At 62.0% G+C, this 26,899-nt stretch carries 28 protein-coding genes; 8 read left to right on the top strand and 20 right to left on the bottom strand.

The annotated features are described in order from the left end of the window. Window positions 1-208: 208 nt before the first annotated feature. The 5 genes from EC919_RS25180 (at window position 209) to EC919_RS25160 (ending at window position 5,855) form a co-directional block, all read left to right on the top strand. Complete coding sequence (locus EC919_RS25180) at window positions 209-637, top strand: hypothetical protein (RefSeq protein WP_133777012.1); 429 nt, start codon at window positions 209-211, stop codon at window positions 635-637. A gap of 126 nt (window positions 638-763) precedes the next feature. Beyond that, window positions 764-1,441 carry a response regulator transcription factor gene (locus tag EC919_RS25175; RefSeq protein ID WP_133777011.1) on the top strand — a complete coding sequence of 226 codons (678 nt, stop codon included), beginning with the start codon at window positions 764-766 and terminating at the stop codon, window positions 1,439-1,441. Continuing rightward, window positions 1,438-2,781, top strand: coding sequence for an ATP-binding protein (locus tag EC919_RS25170; protein ID WP_133777010.1), 1,344 nt, complete (start codon window positions 1,438-1,440; stop codon window positions 2,779-2,781). The genes EC919_RS25175 and EC919_RS25170 overlap by 4 nt, the downstream gene beginning before the upstream one ends. 299 nt (window positions 2,782-3,080) lie before the next feature. Then, window positions 3,081-4,418 carry a dicarboxylate/amino acid:cation symporter gene (locus EC919_RS25165; protein WP_133777009.1) on the top strand — a complete coding sequence of 446 codons (1,338 nt, stop codon included), beginning with the start codon at window positions 3,081-3,083 and terminating at the stop codon, window positions 4,416-4,418. 255 nt (window positions 4,419-4,673) lie between these two features. After that, complete coding sequence (locus tag EC919_RS25160) at window positions 4,674-5,855, top strand: CaiB/BaiF CoA transferase family protein (protein WP_133777008.1); 1,182 nt, start codon at window positions 4,674-4,676, stop codon at window positions 5,853-5,855. A gap of 9 nt (window positions 5,856-5,864) precedes the next feature. Here EC919_RS25160 and EC919_RS25155 read toward each other — a convergent pair whose 3' ends face one another. Both EC919_RS25155 and EC919_RS25150 read right to left on the bottom strand, forming a co-directional pair. Continuing rightward, the gene (locus EC919_RS25155; RefSeq protein ID WP_133777007.1) at window positions 5,865-6,359 is read right to left on the bottom strand and encodes a SprT family zinc-dependent metalloprotease; all 495 of its coding nucleotides are present in this window, start codon (window positions 6,357-6,359) and stop codon (window positions 5,865-5,867) included. Between the two features lie 80 nt (window positions 6,360-6,439). Then, window positions 6,440-7,042 carry a Yip1 family protein gene (locus EC919_RS25150; RefSeq protein WP_133777006.1) on the bottom strand — a complete coding sequence of 201 codons (603 nt, stop codon included), beginning with the start codon at window positions 7,040-7,042 and terminating at the stop codon, window positions 6,440-6,442. A gap of 424 nt (window positions 7,043-7,466) precedes the next feature. On the opposite strand from EC919_RS25150, the gene ttcA reads away from it, so the two are divergent. After that, window positions 7,467-8,291, top strand: coding sequence for a tRNA 2-thiocytidine(32) synthetase TtcA (gene ttcA, locus EC919_RS25145; RefSeq protein ID WP_133777005.1), 825 nt, complete (start codon window positions 7,467-7,469; stop codon window positions 8,289-8,291). 172 nt (window positions 8,292-8,463) lie between these two features. On the opposite strand, the gene EC919_RS25140 is transcribed toward ttcA, so the two are convergent. From EC919_RS25140 to arsC, 16 genes are all read right to left on the bottom strand, one after another. Beyond that, entirely contained in the window at window positions 8,464-9,381 is a 918-nt protein-coding gene (locus EC919_RS25140; RefSeq protein WP_133777004.1) for a dihydrodipicolinate synthase family protein, read from the bottom strand. A 232-nt stretch (window positions 9,382-9,613) separates the two neighbouring features. Beyond that, window positions 9,614-10,651, bottom strand: coding sequence for a trans-3-hydroxy-L-proline dehydratase (locus EC919_RS25135; RefSeq protein WP_133777003.1), 1,038 nt, complete (start codon window positions 10,649-10,651; stop codon window positions 9,614-9,616). Window positions 10,652-10,849: 198 nt separating this feature from the next. After that, complete coding sequence (locus tag EC919_RS25130) at window positions 10,850-11,572, bottom strand: amino acid ABC transporter ATP-binding protein (RefSeq protein ID WP_133777002.1); 723 nt, start codon at window positions 11,570-11,572, stop codon at window positions 10,850-10,852. Further along, a complete protein-coding gene (locus EC919_RS25125) occupies window positions 11,565-12,215 on the bottom strand; it encodes an amino acid ABC transporter permease (RefSeq protein ID WP_108120509.1) in 651 nt (216 codons plus the stop codon). The genes EC919_RS25130 and EC919_RS25125 overlap by 8 nt, the downstream gene beginning before the upstream one ends. Window positions 12,216-12,225: 10 nt before the next feature. Continuing rightward, the gene (locus EC919_RS25120) at window positions 12,226-12,891 is read right to left on the bottom strand and encodes an amino acid ABC transporter permease (protein ID WP_133777001.1); all 666 of its coding nucleotides are present in this window, start codon (window positions 12,889-12,891) and stop codon (window positions 12,226-12,228) included. Next, complete coding sequence (locus tag EC919_RS25115) at window positions 12,884-14,668, bottom strand: aconitase X (RefSeq protein WP_133777000.1); 1,785 nt, start codon at window positions 14,666-14,668, stop codon at window positions 12,884-12,886. Before EC919_RS25115 ends, EC919_RS25120 begins: the two co-directional genes overlap by 8 nt. Before the next feature lie 351 nt (window positions 14,669-15,019). Next, entirely contained in the window at window positions 15,020-15,832 is an 813-nt protein-coding gene (locus EC919_RS25110; RefSeq protein ID WP_133776999.1) for a transporter substrate-binding domain-containing protein, read from the bottom strand. Between the two features lie 391 nt (window positions 15,833-16,223). Beyond that, window positions 16,224-16,976, bottom strand: coding sequence for an AraC family transcriptional regulator (locus EC919_RS25105; protein WP_133776998.1), 753 nt, complete (start codon window positions 16,974-16,976; stop codon window positions 16,224-16,226). A gap of 85 nt (window positions 16,977-17,061) precedes the next feature. Next, entirely contained in the window at window positions 17,062-18,336 is a 1,275-nt protein-coding gene (locus tag EC919_RS25100) for an NAD(P)/FAD-dependent oxidoreductase (RefSeq protein ID WP_133776997.1), read from the bottom strand. Beyond that, complete coding sequence (locus EC919_RS25095; protein ID WP_133776996.1) at window positions 18,333-18,569, bottom strand: (2Fe-2S)-binding protein; 237 nt, start codon at window positions 18,567-18,569, stop codon at window positions 18,333-18,335. The genes EC919_RS25100 and EC919_RS25095 overlap by 4 nt, the downstream gene beginning before the upstream one ends. Beyond that, a complete protein-coding gene (locus EC919_RS25090) occupies window positions 18,562-19,698 on the bottom strand; it encodes an NAD(P)/FAD-dependent oxidoreductase (RefSeq protein WP_243842339.1) in 1,137 nt (378 codons plus the stop codon). Before EC919_RS25090 ends, EC919_RS25095 begins: the two co-directional genes overlap by 8 nt. After that, the gene (locus tag EC919_RS25085) at window positions 19,695-20,645 is read right to left on the bottom strand and encodes a 4-hydroxyproline epimerase (RefSeq protein WP_133776995.1); all 951 of its coding nucleotides are present in this window, start codon (window positions 20,643-20,645) and stop codon (window positions 19,695-19,697) included. The genes EC919_RS25090 and EC919_RS25085 overlap by 4 nt, the downstream gene beginning before the upstream one ends. Window positions 20,646-20,948: 303 nt before the next feature. Further along, the gene (locus tag EC919_RS25080) at window positions 20,949-21,623 is read right to left on the bottom strand and encodes a GntR family transcriptional regulator (protein WP_133777101.1); all 675 of its coding nucleotides are present in this window, start codon (window positions 21,621-21,623) and stop codon (window positions 20,949-20,951) included. A gap of 99 nt (window positions 21,624-21,722) precedes the next feature. Then, on the bottom strand, window positions 21,723-22,394 hold the full coding sequence (locus tag EC919_RS25075) for a DNA-3-methyladenine glycosylase I (RefSeq protein ID WP_133776994.1): 672 nt from the start codon (window positions 22,392-22,394) through the stop codon (window positions 21,723-21,725). 241 nt (window positions 22,395-22,635) lie between these two features. Then, entirely contained in the window at window positions 22,636-23,241 is a 606-nt protein-coding gene (gene wrbA / locus EC919_RS25070; RefSeq protein WP_133776993.1) for an NAD(P)H:quinone oxidoreductase, read from the bottom strand. After that, entirely contained in the window at window positions 23,238-23,591 is a 354-nt protein-coding gene (arsC, locus tag EC919_RS25065) for an arsenate reductase (glutaredoxin) (RefSeq protein ID WP_133776992.1), read from the bottom strand. Before arsC ends, wrbA begins: the two co-directional genes overlap by 4 nt. A 135-nt stretch (window positions 23,592-23,726) precedes the next feature. Here arsC and EC919_RS25060 point away from each other — a divergent pair, with 135 nt between their 5' ends. Beyond that, window positions 23,727-24,194 carry a TlpA family protein disulfide reductase gene (locus tag EC919_RS25060; RefSeq protein WP_133776991.1) on the top strand — a complete coding sequence of 156 codons (468 nt, stop codon included), beginning with the start codon at window positions 23,727-23,729 and terminating at the stop codon, window positions 24,192-24,194. Window positions 24,195-24,238: 44 nt separating this feature from the next. Here EC919_RS25060 and EC919_RS25055 read toward each other — a convergent pair whose 3' ends face one another. Both EC919_RS25055 and EC919_RS25050 read right to left on the bottom strand, forming a co-directional pair. Continuing rightward, a complete protein-coding gene (locus tag EC919_RS25055) occupies window positions 24,239-24,751 on the bottom strand; it encodes a GNAT family N-acetyltransferase (protein ID WP_208295013.1) in 513 nt (170 codons plus the stop codon). A gap of 399 nt (window positions 24,752-25,150) precedes the next feature. Next, a complete protein-coding gene (locus EC919_RS25050) occupies window positions 25,151-25,576 on the bottom strand; it encodes a GlcG/HbpS family heme-binding protein (RefSeq protein WP_243842342.1) in 426 nt (141 codons plus the stop codon). Between the two features lie 174 nt (window positions 25,577-25,750). On the opposite strand from EC919_RS25050, the gene EC919_RS25045 reads away from it, so the two are divergent. Beyond that, a complete protein-coding gene (locus tag EC919_RS25045; RefSeq protein ID WP_133776990.1) occupies window positions 25,751-26,632 on the top strand; it encodes a LysR family transcriptional regulator in 882 nt (293 codons plus the stop codon). The last annotated feature ends 267 nt before the right edge of the window (window positions 26,633-26,899 follow it).

Below are 26,899 nucleotides of genomic sequence, written 5' to 3'. Positions count from 1 at the left end.
CGATGGCACAGGCAGACCGCCTTCGGGGGCAAGCGCGCTCCTACAGTGGATCGGTGTTGGCCGGGATTTCAGCGTCATGCGCAAAACCTGTGGGAGCCGGCTTGCTGGCGAATGCGGTGGGTCGGTACATGTTCAGGAGGGGTTCAGCGCTGGCTGCGTATGCTCCAAACCGTACCCAACAAGGCGCCTGGCGCCGGAGGACCTGCTCATGCTGACGTTCAACAAGCTCTTTCTGGCGCTGGCGTTTCTTGGTAGCAGCGCGGCGGCGCAAGCGGCTGATGGCAACGCGGACCTGTCCCGCACCGATTTCGGCAAGAACACCGAACGCGCCGACCGCCTCAACGGCCTGCGCCGCAGCATTGCCAGCAGCACTCAGGTCGGCAGCTGGAGCCAGACCTTCAGCCAGCAGCCTGTGGGTGATCCTTACGCCGCCGGCTACGGAAATCTCACCGCCCGTGTCAACGGTGTGAGCGTGCAAACGGGCACTCTTGCGGCCGCTGATACCGCGCAGATGTCCTTGCCGAGTACGACTAGACTGTTCGAAACCCGCTCACCGGTCCGCACCGTGCAGCAGTCGCCCTCGCTGAGCCTGAGCGAGAGCCCGCACACCTATCTACCCGTCCACCACGTTTTATAAGCCGCCAGCCTGTTTTTCGCGGTGTCTGGATTGCACAATCGCTGCCGGGCTCGTCACACTGCACGCGCTCGGCAGCGTCGTTGAGACTCTTGAAAAAAGAGGGTTGCCTTTGCCTGGGAGAGCGTCATGAAATTGCTGGTTGTCGAAGATGAAGCCCTGCTGCGTCACCACCTGCAGACCCGCCTGACCGAAAGCGGTCACGTCGTCGAAGCGGTGGGCAACGCCGAGGAAGCGTTGTACCAGGCGGGGCAGTTCAACCACGATCTGGCGGTCATCGACCTGGGCCTGCCAGGTGTGGGCGGTCTCGACTTGATCCGCCAACTGCGCGTGCAGAACAAGGCGTTCCCGATCCTCATCCTGACCGCGCGCGGCAATTGGCAGGACAAAGTCGAAGGCCTGGCTGCCGGCGCCGACGACTACGTGGTCAAGCCGTTCCAGTTCGAGGAGCTCGAAGCGCGCCTCAACGCCCTGCTGCGCCGCTCCAGCGGTTTCACCCACTCGACCATCGTCGCCGGCCCGCTGAGCCTGGACCTCAACCGCAAGCAGGCGTCCCTGGACGAACAGCCGCTGGCGCTGACCGCCTACGAATACCGGATTCTCGAATACCTCATGCGGCATCACCAGCAAGTGGTGCCCAAGGAACGCCTGATGGAACAGCTGTACCCCGATGACGACGAGCGCGATCCGAACGTGATCGAAGTGCTGGTCGGCCGGCTACGGCGCAAGCTCGAAGGGCCCGCCGGCTTTAAACCGATCGACACCGTGCGTGGCCTGGGCTACCTGTTCACCGAGCGCTGTACATGATTCGTTCGCTGCGCCTGCGTCTGATGCTGGGCGCCGCGACCCTGGCGGTCATCTTCATGCTCCTCATGCTGCCGGCGCTGCAAAGTGCCTTCAGCCTGGCGCTGGAAAGCTCCATCGAAAAACGTCTGGCGTCGGACGTCACCACGCTGATTTCTGCCGCCCGGGTCGAAGACGACCACCTGTTGATGCCGTCGTTACTACCCGGCGAACAGTTCGCCCTGCCCGACAGCCGTTTGCTCGGCTACATCTATAACCGCGCCGGCAAGCTGGTGTGGCGCTCCCGGGCCACCGAAGACGAAGCCATCGACTACCAGCCCCGATACGACGGCCGCGGCAACGAATTCGCCAAGATCCGCCAACCCAACGGCGAAGAGTTTTTCGTCTACGACGTCGAAATCAAACTCCTCGGCGGGCGCAATGCCGCCTTCAGCATCGTCGCCCTGCAACCGGTGCGCGAATACCAGGAAACCATCTCCAGCCTGCGCCAGAAACTCTACCTGGGTTTCGGCGGCGCGTTGCTGGTCCTGCTGATTCTGCTGTGGGGCGGACTGACCTGGGGCCTGCGTGCGCTGCGGGGCATGAGTCAGGAACTCGATCAGGTCGAGGCCGGCTCGCGGGAAAGCCTCAGCGAAGAACACCCCAGCGAACTGCTGCGCCTGACCGATTCCCTCAACCGCCTGCTGCGCAGCGAACGTGAGCAACGCATTCGTTACCGCGACTCCCTCGACGATCTCGCCCACAGCCTGAAAACCCCGCTCGCCGTGTTGCAGGGCGTCAGCGAGCAGATTGCCAAGCGGCCGGAAGACCTGGAGCAGGCGCGGATTCTGCAATCGCAGATCGAGCGCATGAGCCAGCAGATCAGCTATCAATTGCAGCGCGCCAGCCTGCGCAAAAGCGGGCTGGTGCGCTATCACGTGGCCTTGAGGCCCGTGGTGCAAAGCCTCTGCAACACGCTGGAAAAGGTCTACCGCGACAAGCGCGTCAACGTCGTGCTCGACCTGCCGGACAACGGCCAGGTGCAGATGGAAGAGGGCGCCTTGCTGGAAATGCTCGGCAACCTGCTGGAAAACGCCTATCGCCTGTGTCTTGGCGAAGTGCGCGTGAGCTGGCGGTCTTCGATGATGGGCGACGAGTTGTGCATCGAAGACGACGGCCCCGGCGTTCCTGAAAGCCAGCGTGCACGGATTCTCGAGCGCGGCGAGCGGCTGGACACGCAAAACCCGGGGCAGGGCATCGGTCTGGCGGTCGTCAAGGACATCATCGAAAGCTACGGCGCGCAGCTGACCCTGGGCGATTCGGAACTGGGCGGCGCGGCCTTCCGCATTCAGTTCGCCCTCTAACCTCAAGCTGTTCGCTCGCCTTTCGAGGCGGATACCCGCCAGTGTGGCGAGTGATTTGCCGACAAACGGCGGAAAACCGCCACTGCCTTCCTGCCAATAGGTCTACTGTTAACCACGCGGTTCACGGAATCCGGGCCTGTCACAGGATCTAACAACTATGGCACGGTGCTTGCGATGCACTGGGCAGAGGTCTGCCGCGCGCAGCTCGACAAAAACAAATCCCTCCGAGCAGGAGGGTTCGCACTTTAGGCGTCTCTGCAACAGGAATGCTGCAGACCGATGCTCTTGAGGAAACTGCAATGACGACTCGTCAGCCCATCTATAAATCCCTGTACGCCCAGGTGATTGTCGCGATCATCATCGGTATCGCGCTCGGTCACTGGTACCCCGAAACTGCCGTAACGCTCAAACCGCTGGGTGACGGGTTCATCAAACTGATCAAAATGGTCATTGCACCGATCATCTTCTGCACCGTCGTCAGCGGCATCGCTGGCATGCAGAGCATGAAATCCGTGGGCAAGACCGGTGGCTACGCGCTGCTCTACTTCGAAATCGTCTCGACCATCTCGCTGATCATCGGCCTGATCGTGGTCAACGTCGTCCAGCCGGGCGCCGGCATGAACATCGACGTGTCCACCCTCGACGCTTCCAAGGTCGCGGCCTACGTGACCGCCGGTAAAGACCAGAGCATCGTCGGCTTCATCCTCAACGTGATCCCGAACACCATCGTCGGCGCGTTCGCCAACGGCGACATCCTGCAAGTGCTGATGTTCTCGGTGATCTTCGGTTTCGCCCTGCATCGTCTGGGCGACTACGGCAAGCCGATCCTGGACTTCATCGATCGCTTCGCTCACATCATGTTCAACATCATCAACATGATCATGAAGCTCGCCCCGCTGGGCGCGCTGGGTGCCATGGCGTTCACCATCGGTGCTTACGGCGTCAGCTCGCTGGTCCAACTGGGTCAGCTGATGCTGTGCTTCTACATCACCTGCCTGCTGTTCGTGCTGTTGGTGCTGGGCTCCATCGCGAAAGCTCACGGCTTCAGCATCCTCAAGCTGATCAAGTACATCCGCGAAGAACTGCTGATCGTGCTGGGTACGTCGTCGTCCGAGTCGGCGCTGCCACGCATGCTGATCAAGATGGAGCGTCTGGGCGCGAAGAAATCCGTCGTAGGTCTGGTGATCCCGACTGGTTACTCGTTCAACCTCGACGGTACCTCGATCTACCTGACCATGGCCGCGGTGTTCATCGCCCAGGCCACCAACACCCACATGGACATCACCCATCAGGTCACCCTGCTGCTGGTGCTGCTGCTGTCGTCCAAAGGTGCGGCAGGCGTGACCGGTTCGGGCTTCATCGTGCTGGCCGCGACGTTGTCTGCTGTCGGCACGCTGCCGGTGGCCGGTCTGGCGCTGATCCTCGGCATCGACCGCTTCATGTCCGAAGCCCGCGCCCTGACCAACCTGTGCGGTAATGCCGTGGCCACCCTGGTTGTCGCCAAGTGGGTTGGCGAGCTGGACGTTCCGCAGATGCAGGCCGAGCTGGCCTCCGGCGGTCGTGCCATCGACAACACCGCTCCGACCGACGACCTGGGTGTGGCTGAAACTGCGCCAACCCCTGTTGTCCGTTCGTAAGGTGCACTAGCGGTAAAAGGTTGTTGAAAAAGCCTGTCTTCGGACAGGCTTTTTTTTATGGGTTAACGCGATGCGATTCTTTGTGGGAGCCGGCTTGCTGGCGAACGCGGTGGGTCAGATCCCCGGATGCTGGCTGACACACTGCATTCGCCAGCAAGCCGGCTCCTACAGTGGGTACGTCGATTCATCCTGCTTATTGCCCCTCGCCGTGCGCGCACCTACTCTGAACCACCCGCTGGCCATTAGAGAACGCCCATGCACGGTCCGCTGTCATCGCTCAAAGTCCTCGATTTCTCGACGTTGCTGCCCGGGCCGTTTGCCTCGCTGTTGCTGGCGGACATGGGCGCCGAGGTGTTACGCATCGAGTCCCCGACCCGTCCGAACCTGCTGCGGGCATTGCCGCCCCATGACCATGGCGTTTCGGCCAGTCACGCCTACCTCAACCGCAACAAGCGCAGCCTCGCGCTGGACCTCAAACAGGCTCAGGCCATCGAGGTGGTCAAGCGACTGGTGGCGGATTACGACATCGTCCTGGAGCAGTTCCGGCCCGGCGTGATGGACCGGCTGGGGATTGGCTATGAGGCGTTGAAGGCGATCAATCCGCGGCTGATCTACGTCGCCATCACCGGTTACGGCCAGACCGGGCCGTATCGCGATCGCGCCGGCCACGACATCAACTACATGGCCGTGGCCGGGCTGGCCAGCCACACCGGGCGCAGGGACAGCGGACCGTTGCCCCTGGGCGTGCAGGTCGCGGATGTGGCCGGCGGTTCGCTGCATGGGGTGATCGGCCTGCTCGCGGCGGTGGTCGCCCGCCATCAGACCGGGCAGGGCCAGTACGTCGACGTCAGCATGACCGATTGCGCGTTCAGCCTGAATGCCCTGAGCGGCGCGGGTTATCTGGCGGCCGGCATCGAGCCCGAGCGGGAGGCGCAGATGCTCAACGGCGGCAGCTTCTACGATTATTACCGCAGCCGCGATGGGCGATGGTTTTCGGTGGGAGGCCTGGAACTGGCGTTTCTCCACGGGATGTGTGCCGCGCTGGGGCGACCGGAGCTGGCGAGACTTGGGCTGTCATTTGTGCCCGACGAACAGGCCGCGCTCAAGCGTGAGCTGGAAATCGAATTCGAGCGCCGCAGTTCTGATGAGCTGGAAGCGCTGTTCGCCGGGATCGACGCCTGTGTCGAGCCGGTGCTGAGTTTCTCCGAAGCGACGCAGCACCCGCACCTTCAGTCGCGAGAGATGCTGGCGCACGTCCCCCGGGGCGATGCCAGCGCTCAAGTGCAGATGGCCTGCCCGGTGAAGTTTTCAGAGGGACTGCCCGCGCCCCGGCACATCGGCGTGGCCGTCGGCGCGCATTCCGCCGAGGTGCTGGCCGAAGCGGGGTTCAGCGCGCAGGAGATTGAGTCGATGGGGGAGGCGGGGGTGTTTGGTTGAGGCGGGCCATCACTCCACCCGCGTCTCGCCGCTGAACACCAGGATCTCCCGGCAGCGCTTGCACAGATAGCGGCGGCCCTTGCGCACCAGCTTGTGGCGCTGGGGGGTGAACGGGAAATCGCTTTGCGGGCACGGGCAGCGGTAGATGTAACGGGTCACGCTGCGGCGCTGGATTTCATAGGTGTGGCAGCGGTTCGGCGGCAGCTCGTAGACGCCGCGCATGATCAGTTGCCATTCCTCGCCGTGGGGCTGGATGGTGTCGCCGAACAGTTGATGAGCGACCAGGTGCGCCACTTCGTGAGGGACGGTCTGGCGCAGAAAGTCTTCGCTGTTTTCGAGGTACAGCTGCGGATTGAAGCGCAGCATGTTCTCGTGAAGATGTGCCACGCCAGCCTTCTGGCCGCGCAGCTTGACGCTCACGACCGGGCGCTTGAAAGGGCGTTTGAAGAAATCTTCGGCTTGCTGGTAGCAGGATTCGACGCGGGTGTTGAGTGGTTCGAGCATGCTTCATCGGTCTCCAGAGGAGGCGAGTATGCCGCAAAGCTTCTGTGCCGCCAAAACCCCAGGCGCCGAATGGTCACGCTCTAGTTCGTATACTCCGGCCCGAGCCCGACGCCCCACAGCACCACCGTGAACGCCATGATCGCGACCAACACCACCAGCCCGACCGCGAGCACCGAGCTTGAGAACATGAAGCCTTCGTCCGGGTGTACGTCCATGAACACCGGCAAACCGACGTACAGCAAGTAGACCGTATAGCAGACCGCCGCCAACCCGACCATCATCCCCAGCCACATGTGCGGGTACAGCGCGGCCAGCCCGCCGAGGAACAGCGGCGTCGCCGTGTAGGTGGCAAACGCCACGCAGCGCGCCAGGCGGGGCGTGGCGTCGTAGGTGCGCGCCATCCAGTGGATGAAACCGCCCATGACGCCCACCCCCGCGAGCATGGCGACGTACGACATCAACGCCATCCACAGCGCGCTGCCGCTGGTCAGCATGACCGGCGCTTGGTCGCCGATCTGCCAGCCCACCTGGGTCGTGCCGATGTAAGCCGACACCGCCGGGATCGCCGCGAGGATCAGCGTATGGGTGAGGTACATAGGGCCGATGCTTTCTTCATCTTCGCCACGTATCTGCTGCCATTCCTGATCGGGGTGGGTGAACAGCCCCAAGACGTGATGGATCATGTCTGTTACTCCCGTAAAGTGTGCCGCCGCTTGCGACGAAGCGCCCGACTGCAGATGCTGTCAGGACAAGGTCACAATCGATCAGGGGAAATGGCTGCGACCTCTCAGGTCAGTATAGAAAGCTGAGCACCCGTAAACCGGATGCGTTAGAGCGATTGCGATGTTCAAGCACCCTGCTAATAGCGGTTGGTCATGAGCGCTCAGGCAAGGGCCTCATAAACTGTAGGAGCGCGCTTGCCCGCGAAGGCGTCGTTTCAGTCACTGGGTCAGGTTCTGACACACCACAATCTTCCGGATGTGGCCCAGACCAAGCGCGGCCCTACAGTCGGTGGGATGGCCATGCATTACCCATCCGGGACTTTTTGCGTAAAATGCCGACCCTTTCCCACGTCTCTTCCCACCACAGCGAGCGGATACCAGCGCCATGGGCACCCTTTCAGTCAATCAGAACAAACTGCAGAAGCGTCTGCGTCGACTCGCGGGCGAAGCAGTGGCCGACTACAACATGATTGAAGAGGGCGACAAGGTGATGGTCTGCCTGTCCGGCGGCAAAGACAGTTACACGCTGCTGGACGTGCTGCTGCATTTGCAGAAAGTCGCGCCGATCCGGTTCGACATCGTCGCGGTGAACATGGACCAGAAACAGCCGGGTTTCCCCGAGCACGTCCTGCCGGCGTATCTGGAGCAATTGGGCGTCGAGTATCACATCGTCGAGAAGGACACCTACTCGGTGGTCAAGGAATTGATCCCGGAGGGCCGGACCACCTGCTCGCTGTGTTCGCGCCTGCGTCGCGGCACGTTGTATACGTTTGCGGATGAAATCGGCGCGACCAAGATGGCCCTCGGTCACCACCGTGACGATATCGTCGAGACGTTCTTCCTGAACATGTTTTTCCAGGGCAGCATCAAGGCCATGCCGCCCAAGCTGCGCGCCGACGATGGCCGCAACGTGGTGATCCGTCCGCTGGCGTACTGCGCGGAGAAGGACATTCAGGCCTATTCGGACTTCAAGCAATTCCCGATCATCCCGTGCAACCTGTGCGGCTCCCAGGAAAACCTGCAGCGTCAGGTGGTCAAGGACATGCTGCAGGATTGGGACCGTAAAACCCCGGGCCGCTCCGACATGATTTTCCGCAGCCTGCAGAACGTCCAGCCCTCGCAACTGGCGGACCGCAACCTGTTCGACTTCACCAATTTGCGCATCGACGAAACCGCTGCGTCGCGGTTTGTGAATGTGGTGAATGTGTAAAAGCCGGTTTGAACTCTTCCAGACTGTAGGAGCGCGCTTGGTCTGGGCCGCATCCGGACGATTGCGGTGGGTCAGACACACAAATGTCTCAGACAAAATGCTTTCGCGGGCAAGCGCGCTCCTACAAAGGATTCGCGTCGTTATCGGACAGCACATCGATAGGCAGGCGTTTTTACAACCCCACATCCGGCAACACCGGCTTGTTCGCCAACGCTGTCTTCATCAACTTCTCGACATATTCCCGATCACTGTCCGGCAGCGCCAGGCGCGGTGGGCGGGTGAGGGCGCTGCCGCGTTCCATGATCGCTTCGCACAGCTTGATGCACTGCACCAGGTCCGGGCGCGCATCCAGGTGCAGCAGCGGCATGAACCACTCGTACAGCGCCATCGCCTCGGCAAAACGCCCGGCCTTGGCCAGACGGAACAAGGTCTCGCCCTCTTTGGGAAAGGCGTTGGACATCCCCGACACCCAGCCCACCGCGCCCACCGCCACGCTTTCGACCAACACATCATCAAGCCCGGCAAACAGCACGAAGCGATCGCCGACTTCGTTGCGCACGTCGATGAAGCGGTTGGTGTTGCCCGATGAATCCTTGAAACACACGATGGCCTCGCAGTCCGCCAGGGAAATGAGGATGTCCGGCGTCACGTCGTTCTTGTAGATCGGCGGGTTGTTGTAAACCATCATCGGCAGGTCGGTGGCGGCGGCCACGGTGCGAAAGTGCGTGGCGGTCTCGAAGGGCTTGGCCGAGTACACCAGCGCCGGCATCAGCATGATCCCGTCGGCCCCGGCTTTCTGCACTTCTTTGGCAACCGCGCTGGCGTTGGCGCTGGTGAACTCGGCGATGCCGGAAATCACCGGCACGCGCCCGGCGGAAGCGTCTTTGGCGGTTTCCACCAGGCTGATCTTTTCAGCGACGCTCAACGAGGTGTTTTCCCCCACGGTCCCGCAGATCACCAGCCCCGACACGCCATCGCGAACCAGGTTGGAAATGACCTTATGGGTCGCCTCCAGATTGAGGGAGAAATCGTCGTTGAATTGCGTGGTAACGGCAGGGAAGACCCCGCTCCAGGATACGGACTGGCTCATGATTGACTCCTGATTGAGTAAAGGTATTTCGTATACGGTTAATTTCGGGCGAATCACGCCCGACGATTGCTGCGTTTGACCAGTACTGCAGGCCGCCCCCGATCCTCTGTAGGAGCGCGCTTGCCCGCGAATGCGTGGTATCAGTCACCACATCCATTGCAGACATACCCCATTCGCGGGCAAGCGCGCTCCTACACGGGTTTGTGTAAACCCGACGACTCAGGTGTTTCCATCACAACTTCAACCCCACCGGCCAGGTATCACTCAACTTGTACCCCTCTGGCCACGGGTCGCTCGGGTCGAGCATGTGCTGGTGGGTCCCGGTGATCCACGCCCGCCCGGACAGGCTCGGGATGATTGCCTTACGCCCGGCTACCTCGGTTTCGCTCTGAATCTTGCAGTGAAACTCCGAACCGATGATCGAACGCCCGATAAACCGGTCGCCCACCTTCAATTGGCCCTTCGCATGCAACACCGCCAGCCGCGCCGAACACCCGGTGCCGCAGGGCGAGCGGTCGATCTTGCCCGGTCGAATCACCACCGCGTTTGCCGCATTGGCCACGCCGCCGTCGAAATTCACCGGCGCGGCGATCTGGCAGAAGGAAATGTGATTCCAGTCCTTGTTCAACGGATGGCTAAACCCCAGTTGCTCGTTGGCGGCTTTAGTGATTTTCAGGCCGGTTTCAACCAGGTCCTTCGCTTCATCGGCGGTCAGGGAAAAGCCCAGCTTCACCGAATCGACGATGGCAAAACTGTCGCCGCCATAGGCAGTGTCGACCTGAACCGAACCCAGCCCCGGCACCTCAATCCACACGTCCAATTGATCGGCGAAAGACGGGTGGTTGTGCACCTCGACGCTCGTCACCTTGCCGTCACGGCACTGGGCGATCGCCTCGATCAAACCGCCCGGCGCCTCCAGAATCAGCCGGGTTTCCGGCTCGGTCATCGGCAGTATTCCGCTGTCCAGCAGCACTGTCGCCACGCACAGGGAATTGGAGCCGGACATCGGCGGCACGTCGGCCGGTTCCATGATGATCCAGCCCATCTGCGCTTTCGGGTGCTTGGGCGGCACCAGCAGATTGACGTGGCGGAACACCCCGCCGCGGGGCTCGTTGAGCATGAAATTGCGCAGCACGTTGTCCTTCTCGATCCAGCGCGACTGCTCCCAGATCGTGTCCCCCGGCGGCGGCGCAACCCCGCCAACAATCACATCGCCCACCTCACCCTCGGCGTGACAACTGACCACATGAATCACTTTCGATGAGCGCATGACCTTGAAGCCCTTCTGTCGGACACGGTTGAACTGATAAAGGAGATCGACCTGTAGGAGCCGGCTTGCTGGCGAACACGTGGTGTCATTCACCGCCCTGGTGACTGAACGGACGCTTTCGCCAGCAAGCCGGCTCCTACAAATGTGTTGTGTCAAACACCACAACGTTGATTGACCTCCTGCTGAATCCTTATTTACCTAATTGATCGATCGCAAAAAATCCGCCGTCTCCGGCCGTTGCGGGTGGCCGATCACCTGATCCGGCGTGCCGATCTCGTGCACCAGTCCGTTGCGGAAAAACGCCACGCGGTCGGAGACGTCCCGGGCGAAGCGGATCTCATGGGTCACCAAAATCATCGTCATGCCGTCCTCGGCCAGCATGCGCATGGTGTCCAGCACCTCGCCCACCAGCTGCGGATCGAGGGCCGACGTCGCCTCGTCGAACAGCATGTAATCCGGCGACATCGCCAGCGCTCGGGCAATCGCCATGCGCTGTTGCTGGCCGCCCGACAACTTGCCGGGGAATACTTTCAGCTTGTCGCCCAGCCCCACATGGGTCAGTTGCTTGACCGCCAGCGCCTCGGCTTCGGCCTTGCTTTTGCCCAGCACGGTGCGCGGGGCGAGCATCACGTTTTCCAGCACCGTCAGATGGGGAAACGCGTTCCACTGCTGAAAGACGATGCCGATTCTCTGCCGCAGCTTGTTGATGTCCGTGCCCCTGGCGTGAACCTCCGTGCCGTCGACGCGAATGCTGCCGCTCTTGATCGATTCCAGCCCGTTGATGCACATCAGCAGCGTTGACTTGCCCGAGCCCGAACCGCCGATGATCGACACCACTTCGCCCTTGTTCACCTGCAGGCTCACGCCCTTGATGACTTCAAGCTCGCCGAATGACTTGTGCACGTTGTCGATCTCAATCATTTTCCTGCCACCTCGTTTCCAGCCGGGCGCCCAGGCGAGCGACCACCAGACTCATGACGTAATAAATCAGGCCGGCGATGCACAGCACCAACAGCGGCTCCTGAATGCGCGTGACGATGGTTTGCGAGGCTCGCAGCAGTTCGACGATGCCGATCCACATCACCAGCGCGGTGTCTTTCATCACCCCAAGCAGCAGGTTGATCCAGCCGGGAAACGCCACGCGGGTGGCCATCGGCATGACGATCTGGCGCAAGTCCTGCCAGTACGTCAGGCCCAGGGAACGGCTGGCGCGGCGCAGGGTGAGCGGCACCGACAGCACGCCGCTGCGCACGATCTCTGTGCAGTACGCGGTGACGTACAGGCCCAGCACCACGCAGGCCACGGCAAAGGCGCTCCAGTTCAGGCCGACGATGCTTTTCAGCGCGTTGAACAGCACGAACTGAATCAACAACGGCACGCTGCGAAACACGTCCAGCACCCAGGCCAGCGGAATCGTGCTGCGCGGCAGCAGGGCGCGGGCCATGCCGCAGACCACCCCGGCCAGCGTGCCGATGAACATCGACACCACGGTCAGCAATATAGTGACCCAGGCCCCTTGCAGCATGAATTGCAGGTCGTTCCAGGTGAACGTGCTTTCGAACATGCCCATCTCCTCAGTACCGGAACAGCCGCCAGGACAGCAGGCGCGCAACGGCCACGATCAGCTTGGCGATCAGGTAATAGAGCACCGCCGCAATGGCGAAAAATTCGAAGGTGCGGAAGGTTTTGACGTTGTAATCCTGGGTCACGCCGGTGAGGTCGTTGTTCAGACCCACGATCACCCCCATCGAAGTCATCAGCACCGCCCATACCATCTGGTTGGTCAGCGGATAGAAAACGATGCGCAGCAACTGTGGGATGACGATCAGCCGATAGGCCTGGGGCGCACTCATGCCCAGCGAACGGGCGGCGCGCAACTGGGTGTCGGGCACGGCCTTCAGACCGCCACGGAAATTCTCCGCCAGATAGCCCGCGTTATTGATGGTGATGCCCGCCAGCAACGCCGCCCACGAACTGATGTGCAGGCCAAACGAGCCCAGGCCGAAATACAGGATGTACACCTGAAACAGCGACGGCGTGTTGCGCGCAATGGAAATCCAGGTCGCGGCGAAGCCCCGGAACAACCGGTTTTTGCCCTGGCGCATGAACACCAGAAACAGCGCGATAGTCACGCCGAGGATCATCGACAGCGCGGCGGTTTCGAAGGTCACCCACGCGCCGTCGAGCATGTCGGGCAGGGCCTTGAAGGCCGCGCGCCAGTGGAAGTTGTAATCAAACATGGGGGCTGGCCTCGGCTGCATCGGCGGCAAGGGCAGCGGCGTGCAGCCAGACCGGCAGGCGGCCGCTGGCGACACCGGTGATCGCGCTCTCGACGCATTCGGCCAGGCTGGCGAAATGCACGCGACGCCCCACCAGCCCCGGGGCGTAGTGCGCGTATTTGCCGGAGTTGGTCATCAGGTTGCGCGCGGTCGGCGGGATGACCGGCTCGCCGAGCATGCACCAGCAGGTGTCGGTGACGAACTGCACGCCGAAGTTTTCGAGCGTCTCGGCATAGCCGGCCTGTTGCGCGCGCTCCAGGGTGGCGCGGCCGCAGGTGATCACGATCGCCACGTTTTCATGCTTGCGCTGGTTGCCACACAGGTGCGCCAGCGTCGCGCATTCGCTCAGGGAAAAATGCGGATTGCCCAGCGTCACCGCGTCCACTTCCGGCGTCTGCGCGCTGGTCAGTTCGCGCCAGCTGTGCCGCAAGTCGGCCGGGCTGACGCTCAGGGTTTTCTCCGGCGCGTGCCCGTCCAGCGCCAGTTCGGCGGTGGTGGCTTCGGGTGTCACCCCTGCGATATGAAACATCGGCGCAGCGGACGTGGTGGCGAACGCGGCGCCGAACGCTTTGAGGTCATCCAGCGTCGGCGCCTTGTTTTCCAGGCCGCAAATCACCGGGATGGAGGCGCCGCACAGCAGCCCGACGTGATAACCGAGCAGCGGGTAGAAACTGTCGTCGAGGCCGTCCAGTGCAGGGACGTCGATGCGCAGGGTCGCCAGCCGTTGTTGGGTCAGGTGGCAACCGATCTTCGGCGCGCGGCCGGTGAGGGCGATGCAGATGTCGAGGTAGTCCGGGTATTTCAGGGTGCGCGCGCCGATCACGCTGTTGGCGTACACCACGGCGTTGGACTCGGCCCAGACGATCTGCTCGCCCAGCTCCGGGGCGCTGTCCAGCAGGTACGGCGCGCAGGTAAAACTCACGCGCGCGCCCATCTCCAGATACGCATCGCCCAACTGACTGGCCGGCTCGCCGAGGGCCGGATCAACGCCCAGTTCACGCCAGCGGCGCTTGTCCACGGAGATGGAATTGAGGGTGGTCGGCACGCGGACTTTGCCGCCCCATGTCACCAGTTGCCGGGCGAAACGCAGGCTGGCCGGCCCGGTGTAGATGCAGCCGTCGATGTGCGCCTGGGTGATGTCCAGCAGTTCGGTTGCGCCCTGCAGCTCGGCCATGCGCAGGATGATGCCCATCGCCACTTGCGCAGCTTTGCCGTAAGCGCCGTCGAGAAAACCCTGGTCGGTTTCGGTCAGGGTGATGGTGCTGATGGCGCGGCGGTCTGCCTGGGGTGTGTGATCGCGAAAAAGTGGAGGCGGAGGGCTGGAAAAGCCGCTCACGCGGTCGTCCTCCACGCGCACGAACGCGACGTCCCGCAGCGCCGCAAACCCCGCTTCGCCGAGACTGATCACCGGGATGGAATGGCCGAACATTTGCTCGGCGATCAATACGCCGAGGGTGAGGATGTCTTCCACGCGTTCGAAGACCAGTGCGGCCGGCGCGTGGCCGTTGAGGATCAGTTCCAGCAACACGCTGCTGCCGGTGCACGAGCCGCGCCCGCTGGGAATGGCTAGCACCCGGCCGCTGATGAACTGGCCGCTGAGCGGGTGATGACGGTCGATCACTTCACCGGTAAACGGCTCGACCCCGCCCCAGAAACTCAGGCCCACGTCGGCGTACAGCAATTCGCCCTGGGCGCTGCCGGAGACCAGACAGCGCCCGTTCAACGAGACTTCAGACATCGTGGGCTCCTGAGTAATGAACCGAACCAATTTGCACTGCAACCTGTAGGAGCGCGCTTGCCCGCGAAAGCGATCTGTCTGCGCCCTCAATGGCAGCTGCTCCACCGCGTTCGCCAGCAAGCCGGCTCCTACAGAGTTTGCGTCCGGCTTAGGTGTTTGATCGTGCATGCATTCCGCGTGGCAACGATCATCCTCGTAGAGCGTGGCTTGTCCCGCGATCTGCCGGGAACCGGCAGCGGACAGGAAAACGCGGTGTCAGATCCAGCCGGTTGCCGGGTTTCACGACGGGTTCCCCGCCGATCGCGGGACAAGCCACGCTCCTACACGGTCCGCGCCCTCTGATCGTTCCCCTCAGTAATAAACGCCCGGCACGGTCAGGTCGACCGGCTTGCCGCCCACCCACTTTTCATACAACTCGGCATAGCGTCCCGAGCGCACTTGCTGGTTCACGAACAGGTTCAGGTAATGAATCAGCCCGTATTCGTTACGCTTCGCCGCAAGGGAAACATAGTCGATGGTGTAGGGCGCATTACCCGCAACCTTCAGCCCTTTGTATTTGCCGGATTTGAGCGTGGCCGCGGCGACGGTATTGGTGACCACGGACGCTTTGATGTGGCCCTGGGCGACGGCGAGGATTGTGTCGTTCTGGGTCTGGTACGCGCGGAAACTGCCGCTGCCCCATTTCTTCTGATCCTTCTCCAGCGCGATGGCTTCGAACGTGCCGCTGGTGTTGCCGACATCCTTGCCCTTGAGGTCGTCGTAGCTGTTGATGCCAGCGTCGTCGCGGGTCAGCACCACCATCTGAAACGCAAAATACGGAATGGTCATCGCCACCGTTTTTGCCCGCTCCAGGGTGTCCGAGGTCGACGCCACGATCACGTCCGCTCGCCCTGAAACCAGCGCAGGAATGCGGTCCGGAAACGGCGTCTCTACCACCTCGGCGGTGACACCCAGCACCTTCGCCAGGTCGTTGCAGTAATCGACGTCAAACCCGACCGGGTTGTTCTTGTCGTCACGGGATCCCATCGGCGGGAAGTCCAGGGTCACGGCGCAGCGCAGCTTGCCGGAATCGATGATGTCATCGAGCTTGTCGGCCAACGCGGTATTGATAAAAGACGAGCTCATGACGGCGAGGAGGGCGACGGCGACAGCTTGGTTTTTCATGGAAGCCTCGGTGCGTGCAGATGGAAGAACGGGCGGATAAGTAATTTCGTATACGATATTTCATATGCACGCAGCGTGCCTGTTTGGCCGGTGCGGCGTGGAAGGCTCTGGATCAGCAGGGTGGCTCATTGCAGCGTGATTAGAGCGAGGCGAGGGTGTTACATAAAGGAGCAGGAATGCGGGGCGTGCTTCATTGATGCACGTTGGCGTACCGCGGCATGAATACATCCTTCCCGATGACTTGCCCCCCTTTAGGAGCGCGCTTGCCCGCGACCGCGGTGGGTCAGTCACGAATAGGGTGCTGACCCACCGCGTTCGCGGGCAAGCGCGCTCCTACAGTTGAGGGTCGTCCGACCAAAACCATCCGTGTTTCACCTGCGTAGCAGCGAATTCAGACGGTCTTTTGCGAACCCCGATACTCACTCGGCGAAGCCCCGGTCAGCGCCTTGAACTGGCGGCTGAACGCGCTGTGATCGGTGTACCCGCAGCGCAGGGCGATCTCGGTGATCGACAGGTCTTCCTGTAACAACCGCGAGGCTTCCCCCAGCCGCGCCTTGTGAATCATCTGCCGTGGCGTGAGCTGAAAGATGCGTTTGCAGTGCCGCTCCAGCTGGGCGATGGACAGCCCGGCAATGGCCGTCAGTTGCTCAAGGGTGATGGGCTGCGCGAAGTGCTCGCGAATGTACGCGTCGACCTCGACCAGCTTCTGATACGCCGGGTGGGTCGTCTGCAGGATTTGCAGGTCCCGGGAAATGCCCGCCAGCCCGATGATCGCGCCGTGCCGATCGCGAAGGGCGAGCTTGTGGGTCAGGCACCAGATCGGTTGATTGCCGTAATAAAGGTGCAGCTCCAACTGATCGCTCAGTTGCGTGCCATCGGCCAGCACGCGGCGGTCCTGGGCGGTGTACAACGGGCCGAAGCGCGCGGGGAAGACTTCCTCGGCGGTCAGGCCGACGATCTGGCTTTTCTCCTTGAAACCGCAGCGCTGCACCAGCGTCTGGTTGACCAGCGCATAGCGGGCCTGGGCGTCCTTGACGAAGAACACCACCCCCGGAATCGCATCGAACAGCGGCGCGACCAATTCCAGGCTGGCGAGCAGTTGGTCGAGGTCGTGCAAGGGCGCGGTGGGGATGAGGTCAATCATGTTCACGGGCGGGAAGGCCGGGCGGAGGATGGGATCGATGATGCGGCATCTTCCCTGCGACGCCTAGTCGGGATCTCGACTCACTTCAAACAGATTCGCCCTCATCCAGGCAGGCCAGGGTGGAGATCCGCGCCGGGCTGAAGGGGGGGCGCAACAACGGCGGTTCCCAGCCGAACAACGTCTGCGCCGCTGTGCCACAGATACGGCCCTGACACGCGCCCATTCCGCAACGGGTGGCGAGTTTGGCCCCTGTCCAACTGCCATGTCCGGCAAGGTCCGCGTATCGCACGTCCTCGCAACGACAGACCAGCGTTTCCGGCGCTGCCAGAGTTTTCAGCGCAGGATTCAGACTGAACGCCGTGTTCAACCGATCGGCGAAACCCTGCCAGCGCAGTCGCTCAGCCCACAATCCTCGGGCCGTTTCGCGTTCACCAACAGCCACCAGCCCGGCAATACGGCCTTCGACCAGTGCCAATTCGCTGCCGCCGAACCCGGTGCATTCACCCGCTGCGAAGTGATCGGGCAGACGCGTCGCCTGCCACTCGTCCACCACGACGGCCTGATCCCGCACGGTACAGCCCAGTGCCTGGGCGATCTCGACGTTGGGCACCAGACTGAAACCGCAAGCCAGACGCTCGCAGGCCAGCTCTTCAATCTTGTCACCGACTTGAATGCGCACGCCTTCCAGCCGATCCGTGCCCAACGCCGTCAGCACGTGGGCAGAGGTTCGATAGGCGGCGCTGGCCAGGGTGATCGCCTGAATCGCCTTGTTCGGCCAGCGCCACAGCCCGGCGGCAAATCCGGCGACGGCGCTCAAGGACGCCTGCTCGGCAACGCGCACGACCTCGGCGCCGTGCTTTTGCGCAGTCGCCGACGACGCCAGCAACAGCGGGCCGGTCCCGGCGATGACGATGCGTTCGTCTTTCACCTGCAGGCCGCCTTTGATTAGCGCCTGCAAACCGCCGGCGCCGGTGACGCCCGGCAGCGTCCAGCCGGGGAAGGGCAGCAGCCGCTCCCGCGCGCCGGTGCACAGAATCAGGCTGTCGTAACTCAACACCCAGCCGCGCTCGGCGTCTTCCAGCAGCAAGCGCTTCGCCCCGGCCAGCGCGACCACCTTGCAGCCGCTGTGCAGGCGAATATTGCTGAAACCCTGCAACCGCCCGCGCATGTCTTGAGCCTGTTTCGGCACCTGAGCGTTGGGGCCGTCGCGCCAGATCTGCCCACCCGGCAGCGGGTTGTCATCCAGCAGGGCGATGCTCAGCCCGCGAGGCGCCGCCGCCAAGGCTGCCGCCATGCCCGCCGGACCCGCACCGATGATCAGCAGATCGACATGCTCATTCGTTGTCGCGTTCACGGTCATGGCTGAGTCTCGATCCGCATGCCGTCGCGGCAGATCGTCTGGCAGGCCAATCGGCGCAGGCCGTCGATGCTCACCCGGCATTCCTGACAGATGCCCATGCCGCACAAAGGCGCGCGACGCTGGCCGCTGACCGACGTGCGGCTGCAGCGATCGCCGCTCGACATCAGCGCGGCGGCCACCGTAGTGCCCTGGGCGAAGCGAAAGGGCTGACCATCGATGCTCAACTCAGGCATGGGCGCGGGCTCCGATAAAGCGTTGCGGCAGATAGGGTTCCAGGTCGAGGGGCGGCGGGGTGCGCAGCAGTTGCGCGGCGAGCAAGCGGGCGGTGCCGGTGGCCGTGGTGACGCCGAGGCCTTCGTGCCCGACCGCCAGCCACAGGCCGGGTTGATGCGGGTGCTCGCCAATCAGCGGCTGACCGTCGGGGCTGGCGGAACGAAAGCCGGTCCAGCTGCGAAGGCCAGTCATGTCGCCCAGGCCTGGGAGAAAATCCATGGCCCGGCGCAGCATCCGCCCGAGCATGGCCGCGTCCACTTCAGGGTCATGGTTGTCGAACTGTCGCGATGAGCCGATGAACAGCTGGCCGGTCGGACGCTGCTGCACATTGAACGCCACCGACGGGCCGTTGCCCTTGTGGGCGCTGGTGACGTAGCCCAATTCGACCAGCGTGTGGGTGATCTGCACGGGGTAACGGTCGGTGATCAACAGGTGGCCTTTCTTCGCTTGCAACGGCAGGTCAGGGCAAAGTTCGCGGGCGTAGATACCGCTGGCCAGCACCGCGGCCGGGGCTTGCAGCCATTCACCACTCGCCAGCCGAACACGGTTGCCCTGGACTTCCACGACTTCGGCCTGACGCTGAACCACACGGGAAGACTGGCGCTGCAACAGCCAGCGCGCGGCGTTGGGCGCGTACAGAATGCCGTCGCCGCTGACTTTCAGTGCGCCGAGCAGGCCGGACCGCAATGACGGCTCGGCACGCGCCAGTTCCGCGCCGGACAGCAACTCGCACGCCAGTCCGTATTCCCTTAACGCCGCATGCTTGCGCTCGGCTTCGGCCATTTCTTCTTCATTGCAGGCCAGCCACAGGGTGCCGTTGGTGCGCATCGCGCAGTCGTCCGGCATCTGTGGGGCCAGCTCGCACCAGGCCCTGACTGAATATTCCCCCAGCGCCAACTCGGCAGCGCTGTGATCGAGAACAACCAAGTGGCCCATGCCCGCAGCGGTCGCGGCGGGGCGCTGACTATCCAGCACCAGCACATGCAAACCCTGGGACGCCAGCTCATCGGCGCAGGCCGCGCCGACGATGCCGCCGCCGATGACGATCACATCAGCGGCATGGCCTTGCAGCGTGGGCGCCTCGCTCACGAGCGAATGCCCCAGGCGAACGGGTCTTCGTCGTCCAGCAACAAGGTGGCTTCGGCGCTGATGTAAGCGCGGCCGCGAATGGTCGGCACGATGCGGTCGCCCGTCTGCCGCTCGCCGTGCTCCCAGACGAAGCTGCCTTCGAACTGGCTGCCGATCACGCTGGCCTGCTGCCACAGCGTGCCGGGCTGAAGTTTGCCGTCTGCCGCCAGGCACGCCAGTTTGGCGCTGGTACCGGTGCCGCAGGGCGAGCGGTCGTAGGCTTTGCCCGGGCAGAGCACGAAGTTGCGGCTGTCGGCGTGGTCGTCGTCGGCGAACAGCTCTATGTGGTCGATGACGCCGCCGTCTTCGCCGCGAATGCCCTGGCTTTCCAGCGCCTGACGGACCTTCCAGGTGTAATCGGTGAGGGCATCGAGGTTGTCGGCGGCGACGCTCAGGCCGTGGTCGGCGATCAGGAAAAACCAGTTGCCGCCCCAGGCGATGTCGCCGGTCACACTGCCCAGTTCAGGTACTTCGACAACGAAGTCCTTGCGGTAGCGGTAGGAAGGCACGTTGTCGACGCTGACGGAGCGGTCGTGGTGCAGCGTGGCCTGAACCGTGCCGACCGGGGTTTCGATGCGGTGCACGCCGGGGCCGATTCTGCCCAGATGCGCCAGCGACACCACCAGCCCGATGGTGCCGTGGCCGCACATGCCCAGGTAGCCGCTGTTGTTGAAAAAGATCACCCCGGCGCACGCCTCGGGATCGACCGGCTCACACAACAGCGCACCCACCAGCACATCGCTGCCGCGGGGTTCGAGCACGGTGGCCGCCCGCCAGTCATCGAACTGTTCAGCCAGAAGCTGACGCCGCTCGGCCATGCCGCCCCGCCCAAGATCGGGAAAGCCGTCAAGCACCAAGCGCGTCGGCTCGCCGCCGGTGTGAGAATCGAGGATCTGGATGCGTTTCATATATTCCCCTGTCGGACTGAGTCTGGAACTGGCTTTTGCGTACACCCGATGTAACTGGCCACCACGATCCCCTGTGGGACCGGCTTCAGCCGGGAAGGCGTCGGTCGCCACGCTGCAAGATTTGTGGTGCCAACACTGGCCTCTTCCCGGCTAAAGCCGGCCCTACAAAAAGCGCTGTACAACCGGTATACAGAAAGCGGCGCGGAGCGGTCACGATTGCGGGTCAGAGTGCCGCGAACGAGGCCCGGGGTCTTGACCGATTTCACCTTCGCCAATGACGAAATCGGCACAGCGCCCTGGCGATTAAGTCTCGCTGAGCACCGCGTGGGGAAGGTGGGCGTAGAGGGTTCGGCAGACGCCGATGATGTGGTGCTCGATCAGTTCGGCGGCTTTGTCCACGTCACGATCGGCACAAGCCTTGAGGATCTCGCGGTGTTCCAGATCAGCGCGCTCCTTGCCTTCGTCGAAGCTCATCTGCACCCGCAGGTAGCGTTCAACCTTGTCGTGGATCGAGCGAATCATGTTCAGCAAAAATGGCCGCTGCGCCGCTTCATACAGGCAGGTATGGAATGCCCAGTTCAGTTCGGCCCAGCGTCCGATGTCGTCGTCGCGCATGAACTCGTCACAGATGGCCCGAGCCCGATCCAGCTGAGCAGCGGTCATTCTTGGCACGGCGAGGCGGATGGCCTGCACTTCCAGCAGCACCCGCACTTCAAAGATCTGCGCCAGCTCCGGCTCGGAAATCCGCGTGACCACGGCTCCCTTGTTGCGCTGGAACTGCACCAGCCCTTCGGCTTCCAGGCGTTTGAGCGCTTCACGCACGGGGATCTTGCTGACGTTGAACACGCGGGCGATGTCGTCCTGACGAATCGGCTCGTCCTCGGCAAACTGGCCGGAGATGATCGACTCGCGCAGGTGCTTGGCAATCACCTCGGACGCGGAGGGCGCGACGCCGAGGTTGGGGGCGTCAGGAAGCAGAAAAGGCACGCGAATGACTCGAAAGGGGCGGATGTCGAATATTGTATACGACCTCCGATTTGTTACGCGCTGTGTCTTTTCACTGCACCGGCAAAACGATCAATGGTTGGCGGTGTACGACAACATCATCGACAGCTGACACATCGGCCGTCCGCTCTCGGCATGCCACTGATTGAACGCCGCTTGCACCGCCGCCTGATCACGCTGGCTGCTGGGCACGCGGTCGACGATCTTCTGCGCGTTGAGCGCAGCGACCACGTCATTGCTGGGGATAAAGGTGTCCTTGCCGACCATGCGCAGGAAGCGCGGTGACGACAGCCCGCCCATCTGATTGCCGTGCTTGAACAGGTAACGCCACAACCCGACGATATCGGTCACCGGCCATTCAGCGATGAAATTGCCGAAGCTGCCGTGTTCGTGGGCGATGTCGAGGATGAGCTGCGCATTGCGGGGCACGCTCTTGAGCTTGCCCAGGTGGCGAATGATCCGCGCGTCCTGCATCAGGCGTTCAAGATGATCGCCGCCCATCAGCGTGACCTTTTCCGGATCGAAGCCGAAGAAAGCCTGCTCGAAAGCCGGCCATTTGGCGTCCACCAGGCTGTGCTTGAGGCCAGCACGAAACACCCGCAGCGCCATGGTCGACAGGTAACGGTCGTCGCTGAGGGCTTTCAGTTTTTTCGGCGTGGCGGGGGGCGGCAGATGCGCCTCGAGGGCGGCGACGGAACCAAAGCGGTTGAGACAGTACTCATGGAGCCATTTGTAGTCTTGCATGCCCTCTCCAAAACAAAATTCATGTGCGCGATTGCTGGCGTAGCGCATCTCTCACTGCTTACCGCAGACCCTGTAGGAGCGCGCTTGCCCGCGAATGCGATCTGTCTGAAAACATATTTATTGACTGATTCACCGCAATCGTCCGGACGCGGCCCAGACCAGACGCTCCTACAGCGCCCTGTGTTTGACCCGGTTTGAGCAAGGGGTTCCAGCAATCGCTTGCGAGCAACGCCTTGGGCTATTAACCCTTGGGCGGATCAAGCAACAACGCAGTCTTCGCCAGCCGCTGACCCAACGATCGACACAGCATGGTCTCATGCTCATCCAGCGCGCGTTTGCCATCGGCACCCGCGTGATGACTCGCGCCGTAAGGGGTGCCGCCGCCACGGGTTTCGATCAACGCCGCTTCGCTGTAGGGCAGGCCGCTGATGAGCATGCCGTGATGCAGCAGGGGCAACAGCATCGACAGCAACGTGGTTTCCTGGCCGCCGTGCAGGCTGGCGGTGGAGGTGAACACGCTGGCCGGTTTGCCCACCAGTGCGCCGGTCAGCCACAGGTTGCTGGTGCCGTCGAGAAAGTATTTCAGCGGCGCGGCCATGTTGCCGAAGCGGGTCGGGCTGCCGAGGGCCAGGCCTGCGCAGTTTTTCAGGTCGTCGAGGGTGGCGTATAAAGCGCCGGCCTCCGGAATGCTCGGCGCCACGGCTTCGCAGTCGGTAGACACCGCCGGCACGGTGCGCAGCCGCGCTTCCATGCCGGTCATCTCGACGCCACGGGCGATCTGCCGTGCCATCTCCGCAGTCGCGCCGTTACGGCTGTAAAACAGGACCAGAATGTACGGCGCGCTCATGGCAGGATCTCCAGAATGTTTTCCGGCGGACGACCAATCACAGCCTTGTCGCCGACGACGAGAATGGGGCGTTCGATCAACTTGGGATGCGCCGCCATGGCGGCGATCAGCTGCTCGTCGCTCAGGCCGGTGTCGGCCAGGTTCAGGGTTTTGTACTCGTCTTCACGGGTGCGCAGCAGTCCGCGAGCACCGATGCCGAGTTTGCCCAGCAGGTCGCGCAGCTGCGCGGCGTCGGGTGGGGTCTCGAGATAATGAATGAGGGTCGGCGTTAGGCCGCGGGCTTCAAGCAATTCCAGCGCGCCACGGGATTTGCTGCAACGCGGGTTGTGATAAAGCGTGAGATCGGTCATTTGCGGGTCGCATCTTGCCTGAGGTGGCGGCTATTCTACCTGCGTCACGGTAATGACCGGTAACACGCGGCGAGCGATGCACCATCGGCGTAGCGCGCTTCTGGAAAAAAAGAGCACCTAGAAGGAAACAGCATCATGGCAAGGCGATTGGCAGCAGCGGCAGCACTGATTGGAAGTCTGTTGCTCAGCGGGTGCGGCGTGGACCTCGGCACGGATCAGAATGGCGAAAAAGTCGCCAGCAGCCGCGTCGACAAGCACTGGCTGGTGGTCAATTACTGGGCCGAATGGTGCGGCCCGTGCCGAACCGAAATTCCCGAACTGAACACCCTGTCCGAGCAGGTCAAAGGGCAGAACGTCAGCGTCTTCGGCGTCAACTTCGACAACCTCCAGGGCGAAGACCTGAAGAGCGCCAGCAAAGCGCTGGGCATCACCTTCACCGTGCTGGCCCAGGACCCGGCCGATCACTACGACCTGCCGAAAAGCGAAGCCCTGCCGGTGACCTACATCATCGACGACAAAGGCAAAGTGCGTGAACAGTTGATGGGCGAACAGACGGCGGCGGGTGTGATGCAGAAGCTGACGGAGTTGAAAGGGAAGGGCTGAGGCAGATCAAGTCAGCTCAGTTGCGCAACGGCGTTGCTCGCGGATTAACGCTCATCGGCCAGAAGCGCCCAACGCTCGTGATCGCACCAGACGCCGGCGATCTGAAGGTATTTCGGGGAGAACCCCTCTTTCCGAAATCCGAGACGTTTGACCAGCGCGATTGAACGCACATTTTCAGGTTGAATGTTCGCCTCAATACGGTGAAGACCCAACTCTTCAAACGCATACTTCGTCGTCAGTTCCACCGCCCGGGACATCCTTCCCGTCCCGGCAAACGAGACCATGCCCCAGTAACTGAGATACGCGTTCTGAAAGCCTTTGTAGAAAATCTGGCTCAGGTTGGTCACTCCAACTATCTGACCCGATTCTCTATCGCGGGCCAATAGCCCAACGCTAGCGCCTGTGATTTGAGCTGAATACCACTCCTCGAATCCTGTGGCGGTAGTGAATGGCTGTACCCAGCGGCCGTGGTAATCCCGGCTTTCCCGATTCGCGTGGAGAAGCTCTTCGAGATCGGTGCGCGTTACCCGGGCGAGCTTAATGTTAGACATTTCCATGACCTCTTCTCGTTACCTGCTTTCCCGATGGCTTATTCGGATCACTGACGTCTATATTTCCCGGGACGATGTGTCCTGCCAACCTGCGATTTCATGATGATGACGAAACCGCACTGAGTCCAATCAGGCTGGGGAGTTGGTGTACCCAAGCGGGCTATAGGGGCCTGTCACCAGCGTCCGCTTTCGGCCAAAAGCCGTCTGTCCCTCCCAGCCGCTTGCGACATGATGTGGGCCGGCAGCGTCGAAATGGAACCAGCAATTGGCAGGCAGTATTCAATGCGCAGGTGATCCAACGATGCCGAGAATGTTGCTGAATTCAAAGAGATTAACGGCTTTGCAATCGTCAGGCAGAGCACCATAGCCCCAACTGGCAAAAGCAAAGGGTATTCCGAAAGGCGTTTAGTTGAATGCAGCCAGACCGGCTTGAGCGATCTCCTCATCGTGCTGTGGTGTGTCCGCAGATACCCCAACAGCCCCAACGGTGTGTCCGTTGACGATGATCGGAAAACCTCCACGCAACAGCACAAAGCCCTGGGCGGTGATCGCGGCGGGTCGGGTGCCGTTGATGGCGTCTTCCAACGCGCCGCTGGGACGTCGGAATAGAGCAGCGGTGCGCGCTTTTCCGGGAGCCAGCTCGACACCTGCCGGCACAGCGGCATTGTCCATGCGAGCGAGGAGAATAGGCAAACCGGCGTTATCGACCACTGCGATCACACACGGCCACCCAGCGGTTTGCGCTTTTGTCTGCGCTGCCGTGAGGATCTGTTGAGCAGCGGCGAGCGTCAGAACTGGCTGACTGGGCAAATCTGATGCTGCTGCCGGCACAGCGAAAAGCGCAAGGGATCCGGCAAGGGCCAAGGCAGTTGCGATATGAGGAAGACGGAAAATAGTGAACTCCTGGAGGATTGAGTCCACTGATTGGAACAGCAGCAACAATTCGGAACAACAAAGAAGATTGGCTTTATAATTCAGAAAATCTGAATACCGGGTTCTGCTGTTATGGATATTCGCCACCTGCGTTCCTTTGTCACCGTTGCGGAAAATCTGCATTTTTCACGCTCGGCCGAGCACTTGGGCATTTCTGCCCCAACACTGACTGCGCAGATTCAGGAAGTAGAGAGCTTGTTGGACGCTCGGCTCTTCAACAGAACAAAGCGGTCTGTCGCATTGACGCCGGCTGGGGAAGCGTTCCTCACAGAAGCCCGCTCTGCTCTCGAGCAATTCGAGAGGGCTGTTAGCGTGGGCCAACGCGCAGGCCGAGGCCAGGTTGGCCGAGTGGAAATCGGCTACGTGGGTTCAGCCGCTTTTTTTGGGGTACTTCAGAACCAGGTTCAGCGCTTTCGCAATCGGTGGCCAGACGTCATGGTGAACACCAAAGAGCTCCCTACCGAGCAGCTCACAGCACTTCTCGAGGACGGTCGGATTGATGTGGCCTTTGTACGGATGCCGGTGCATCTGCCCGACACAATCTCCAGTCGTATTTTGGCCCGGGACCGATTCTGCCTTGCGTTGCCGGCTGACCATATCCTCGCAAAAACAGATGATGACATTCCCCCACGCGCGCTGGCGGGTGAGGTGTTTGTGTTACCTGAACAAGAGTTGGGATTGCGCGAGGTGGCCGAGCGCGGGAGATTCGATCCATACGTTGGTTCAGTTCCGGGAAGTCTGGTCGCAGTGTTGACCCAGGTGGCACTGGGCGCGGGCGTGGCGGTGATTCCCAGCGTTCTGATTCAAACTGTCCGACTGCCCAATGTGGTTTTCAGGGAGATAGCCGGGCCTCCTATTTTTTCAGAGGTAGGGGCTTTGTTTCGACGCCATGAAAAGTCGCCAATTGTTTGCAACCTGATTAGCCAGATCCTTGAGACCGAGGAATGCTGGTAGAAAAAGCGCTGCTCGGCGATGTGCGCAGGAAGAAATGCCACGGAACGTTGCCAGACAATCCGCATTTTTTGGTGGGCGAACTCTGCCGCGACTAACCGGCCGCCTTGGGTCGGTAGCGGTCAATGACGGAAGGCTGCTTTCGACCCAAAGCAGACCTCCGCAGCAGCCTGCTCGGGGGTGTCAGAAATTTTGTGTTTGGGCATAACATGAGTAGGAGGTGCATGTATGCCAACCAAAAAGAAACCTGCGTTGCGTGAGCTACCGAAA

It is taken from the genome of Pseudomonas graminis (assembly GCF_004364335.1).
Classification (GTDB): domain Bacteria; phylum Pseudomonadota; class Gammaproteobacteria; order Pseudomonadales; family Pseudomonadaceae; genus Aquipseudomonas; species Aquipseudomonas graminis_D.
The sequence above is the reverse complement of the archived record's forward strand: the minus strand, read 5'-3'. Positions and strand labels throughout refer to the sequence as shown.

Coding starts and splice junctions, on each gene's coding strand:
- EC919_RS25150 (WP_133777006.1), bottom strand. CDS start 7,042: ATGATCCATCACGTCTTGGGGCTGTTCACCCACCCCGATCAGGAATGG.
- EC919_RS25085 (WP_133776995.1), bottom strand. CDS start 20,645: ATGAAACGCATCCAGATCCTCGATTCTCACACCGGCGGCGAGCCGACG.
- EC919_RS25125 (WP_108120509.1), bottom strand. CDS start 12,215: ATGTTCGAAAGCACGTTCACCTGGAACGACCTGCAATTCATGCTGCAA.
- EC919_RS25055 (WP_208295013.1), bottom strand. CDS start 24,751: ATGGAAATGTCTAACATTAAGCTCGCCCGGGTAACGCGCACCGATCTC.
- EC919_RS25160 (WP_133777008.1), top strand. CDS start 4,674: ATGCACGGTCCGCTGTCATCGCTCAAAGTCCTCGATTTCTCGACGTTG.
- EC919_RS25165 (WP_133777009.1), top strand. CDS start 3,081: ATGACGACTCGTCAGCCCATCTATAAATCCCTGTACGCCCAGGTGATT.
- EC919_RS25140 (WP_133777004.1), bottom strand. CDS start 9,381: ATGAGCCAGTCCGTATCCTGGAGCGGGGTCTTCCCTGCCGTTACCACG.
- EC919_RS25170 (WP_133777010.1), top strand. CDS start 1,438: ATGATTCGTTCGCTGCGCCTGCGTCTGATGCTGGGCGCCGCGACCCTG.
- EC919_RS25130 (WP_133777002.1), bottom strand. CDS start 11,572: ATGATTGAGATCGACAACGTGCACAAGTCATTCGGCGAGCTTGAAGTC.
- EC919_RS25175 (WP_133777011.1), top strand. CDS start 764: ATGAAATTGCTGGTTGTCGAAGATGAAGCCCTGCTGCGTCACCACCTG.
- EC919_RS25045 (WP_133776990.1), top strand. CDS start 25,751: ATGGATATTCGCCACCTGCGTTCCTTTGTCACCGTTGCGGAAAATCTG.
- EC919_RS25180 (WP_133777012.1), top strand. CDS start 209: ATGCTGACGTTCAACAAGCTCTTTCTGGCGCTGGCGTTTCTTGGTAGC.
- arsC (WP_133776992.1), bottom strand. CDS start 23,591: ATGACCGATCTCACGCTTTATCACAACCCGCGTTGCAGCAAATCCCGT.
- EC919_RS25110 (WP_133776999.1), bottom strand. CDS start 15,832: ATGAAAAACCAAGCTGTCGCCGTCGCCCTCCTCGCCGTCATGAGCTCG.
- EC919_RS25075 (WP_133776994.1), bottom strand. CDS start 22,394: ATGCAAGACTACAAATGGCTCCATGAGTACTGTCTCAACCGCTTTGGT.
- EC919_RS25120 (WP_133777001.1), bottom strand. CDS start 12,891: ATGTTTGATTACAACTTCCACTGGCGCGCGGCCTTCAAGGCCCTGCCC.
- EC919_RS25115 (WP_133777000.1), bottom strand. CDS start 14,668: ATGTCTGAAGTCTCGTTGAACGGGCGCTGTCTGGTCTCCGGCAGCGCC.
- EC919_RS25095 (WP_133776996.1), bottom strand. CDS start 18,569: ATGCCTGAGTTGAGCATCGATGGTCAGCCCTTTCGCTTCGCCCAGGGC.
- ttcA (WP_133777005.1), top strand. CDS start 7,467: ATGGGCACCCTTTCAGTCAATCAGAACAAACTGCAGAAGCGTCTGCGT.
- EC919_RS25135 (WP_133777003.1), bottom strand. CDS start 10,651: ATGCGCTCATCGAAAGTGATTCATGTGGTCAGTTGTCACGCCGAGGGT.
- wrbA (WP_133776993.1), bottom strand. CDS start 23,241: ATGAGCGCGCCGTACATTCTGGTCCTGTTTTACAGCCGTAACGGCGCG.
- EC919_RS25155 (WP_133777007.1), bottom strand. CDS start 6,359: ATGCTCGAACCACTCAACACCCGCGTCGAATCCTGCTACCAGCAAGCC.
- EC919_RS25105 (WP_133776998.1), bottom strand. CDS start 16,976: ATGATTGACCTCATCCCCACCGCGCCCTTGCACGACCTCGACCAACTG.
- EC919_RS25100 (WP_133776997.1), bottom strand. CDS start 18,336: ATGACCGTGAACGCGACAACGAATGAGCATGTCGATCTGCTGATCATC.
- EC919_RS25060 (WP_133776991.1), top strand. CDS start 23,727: ATGGCAAGGCGATTGGCAGCAGCGGCAGCACTGATTGGAAGTCTGTTG.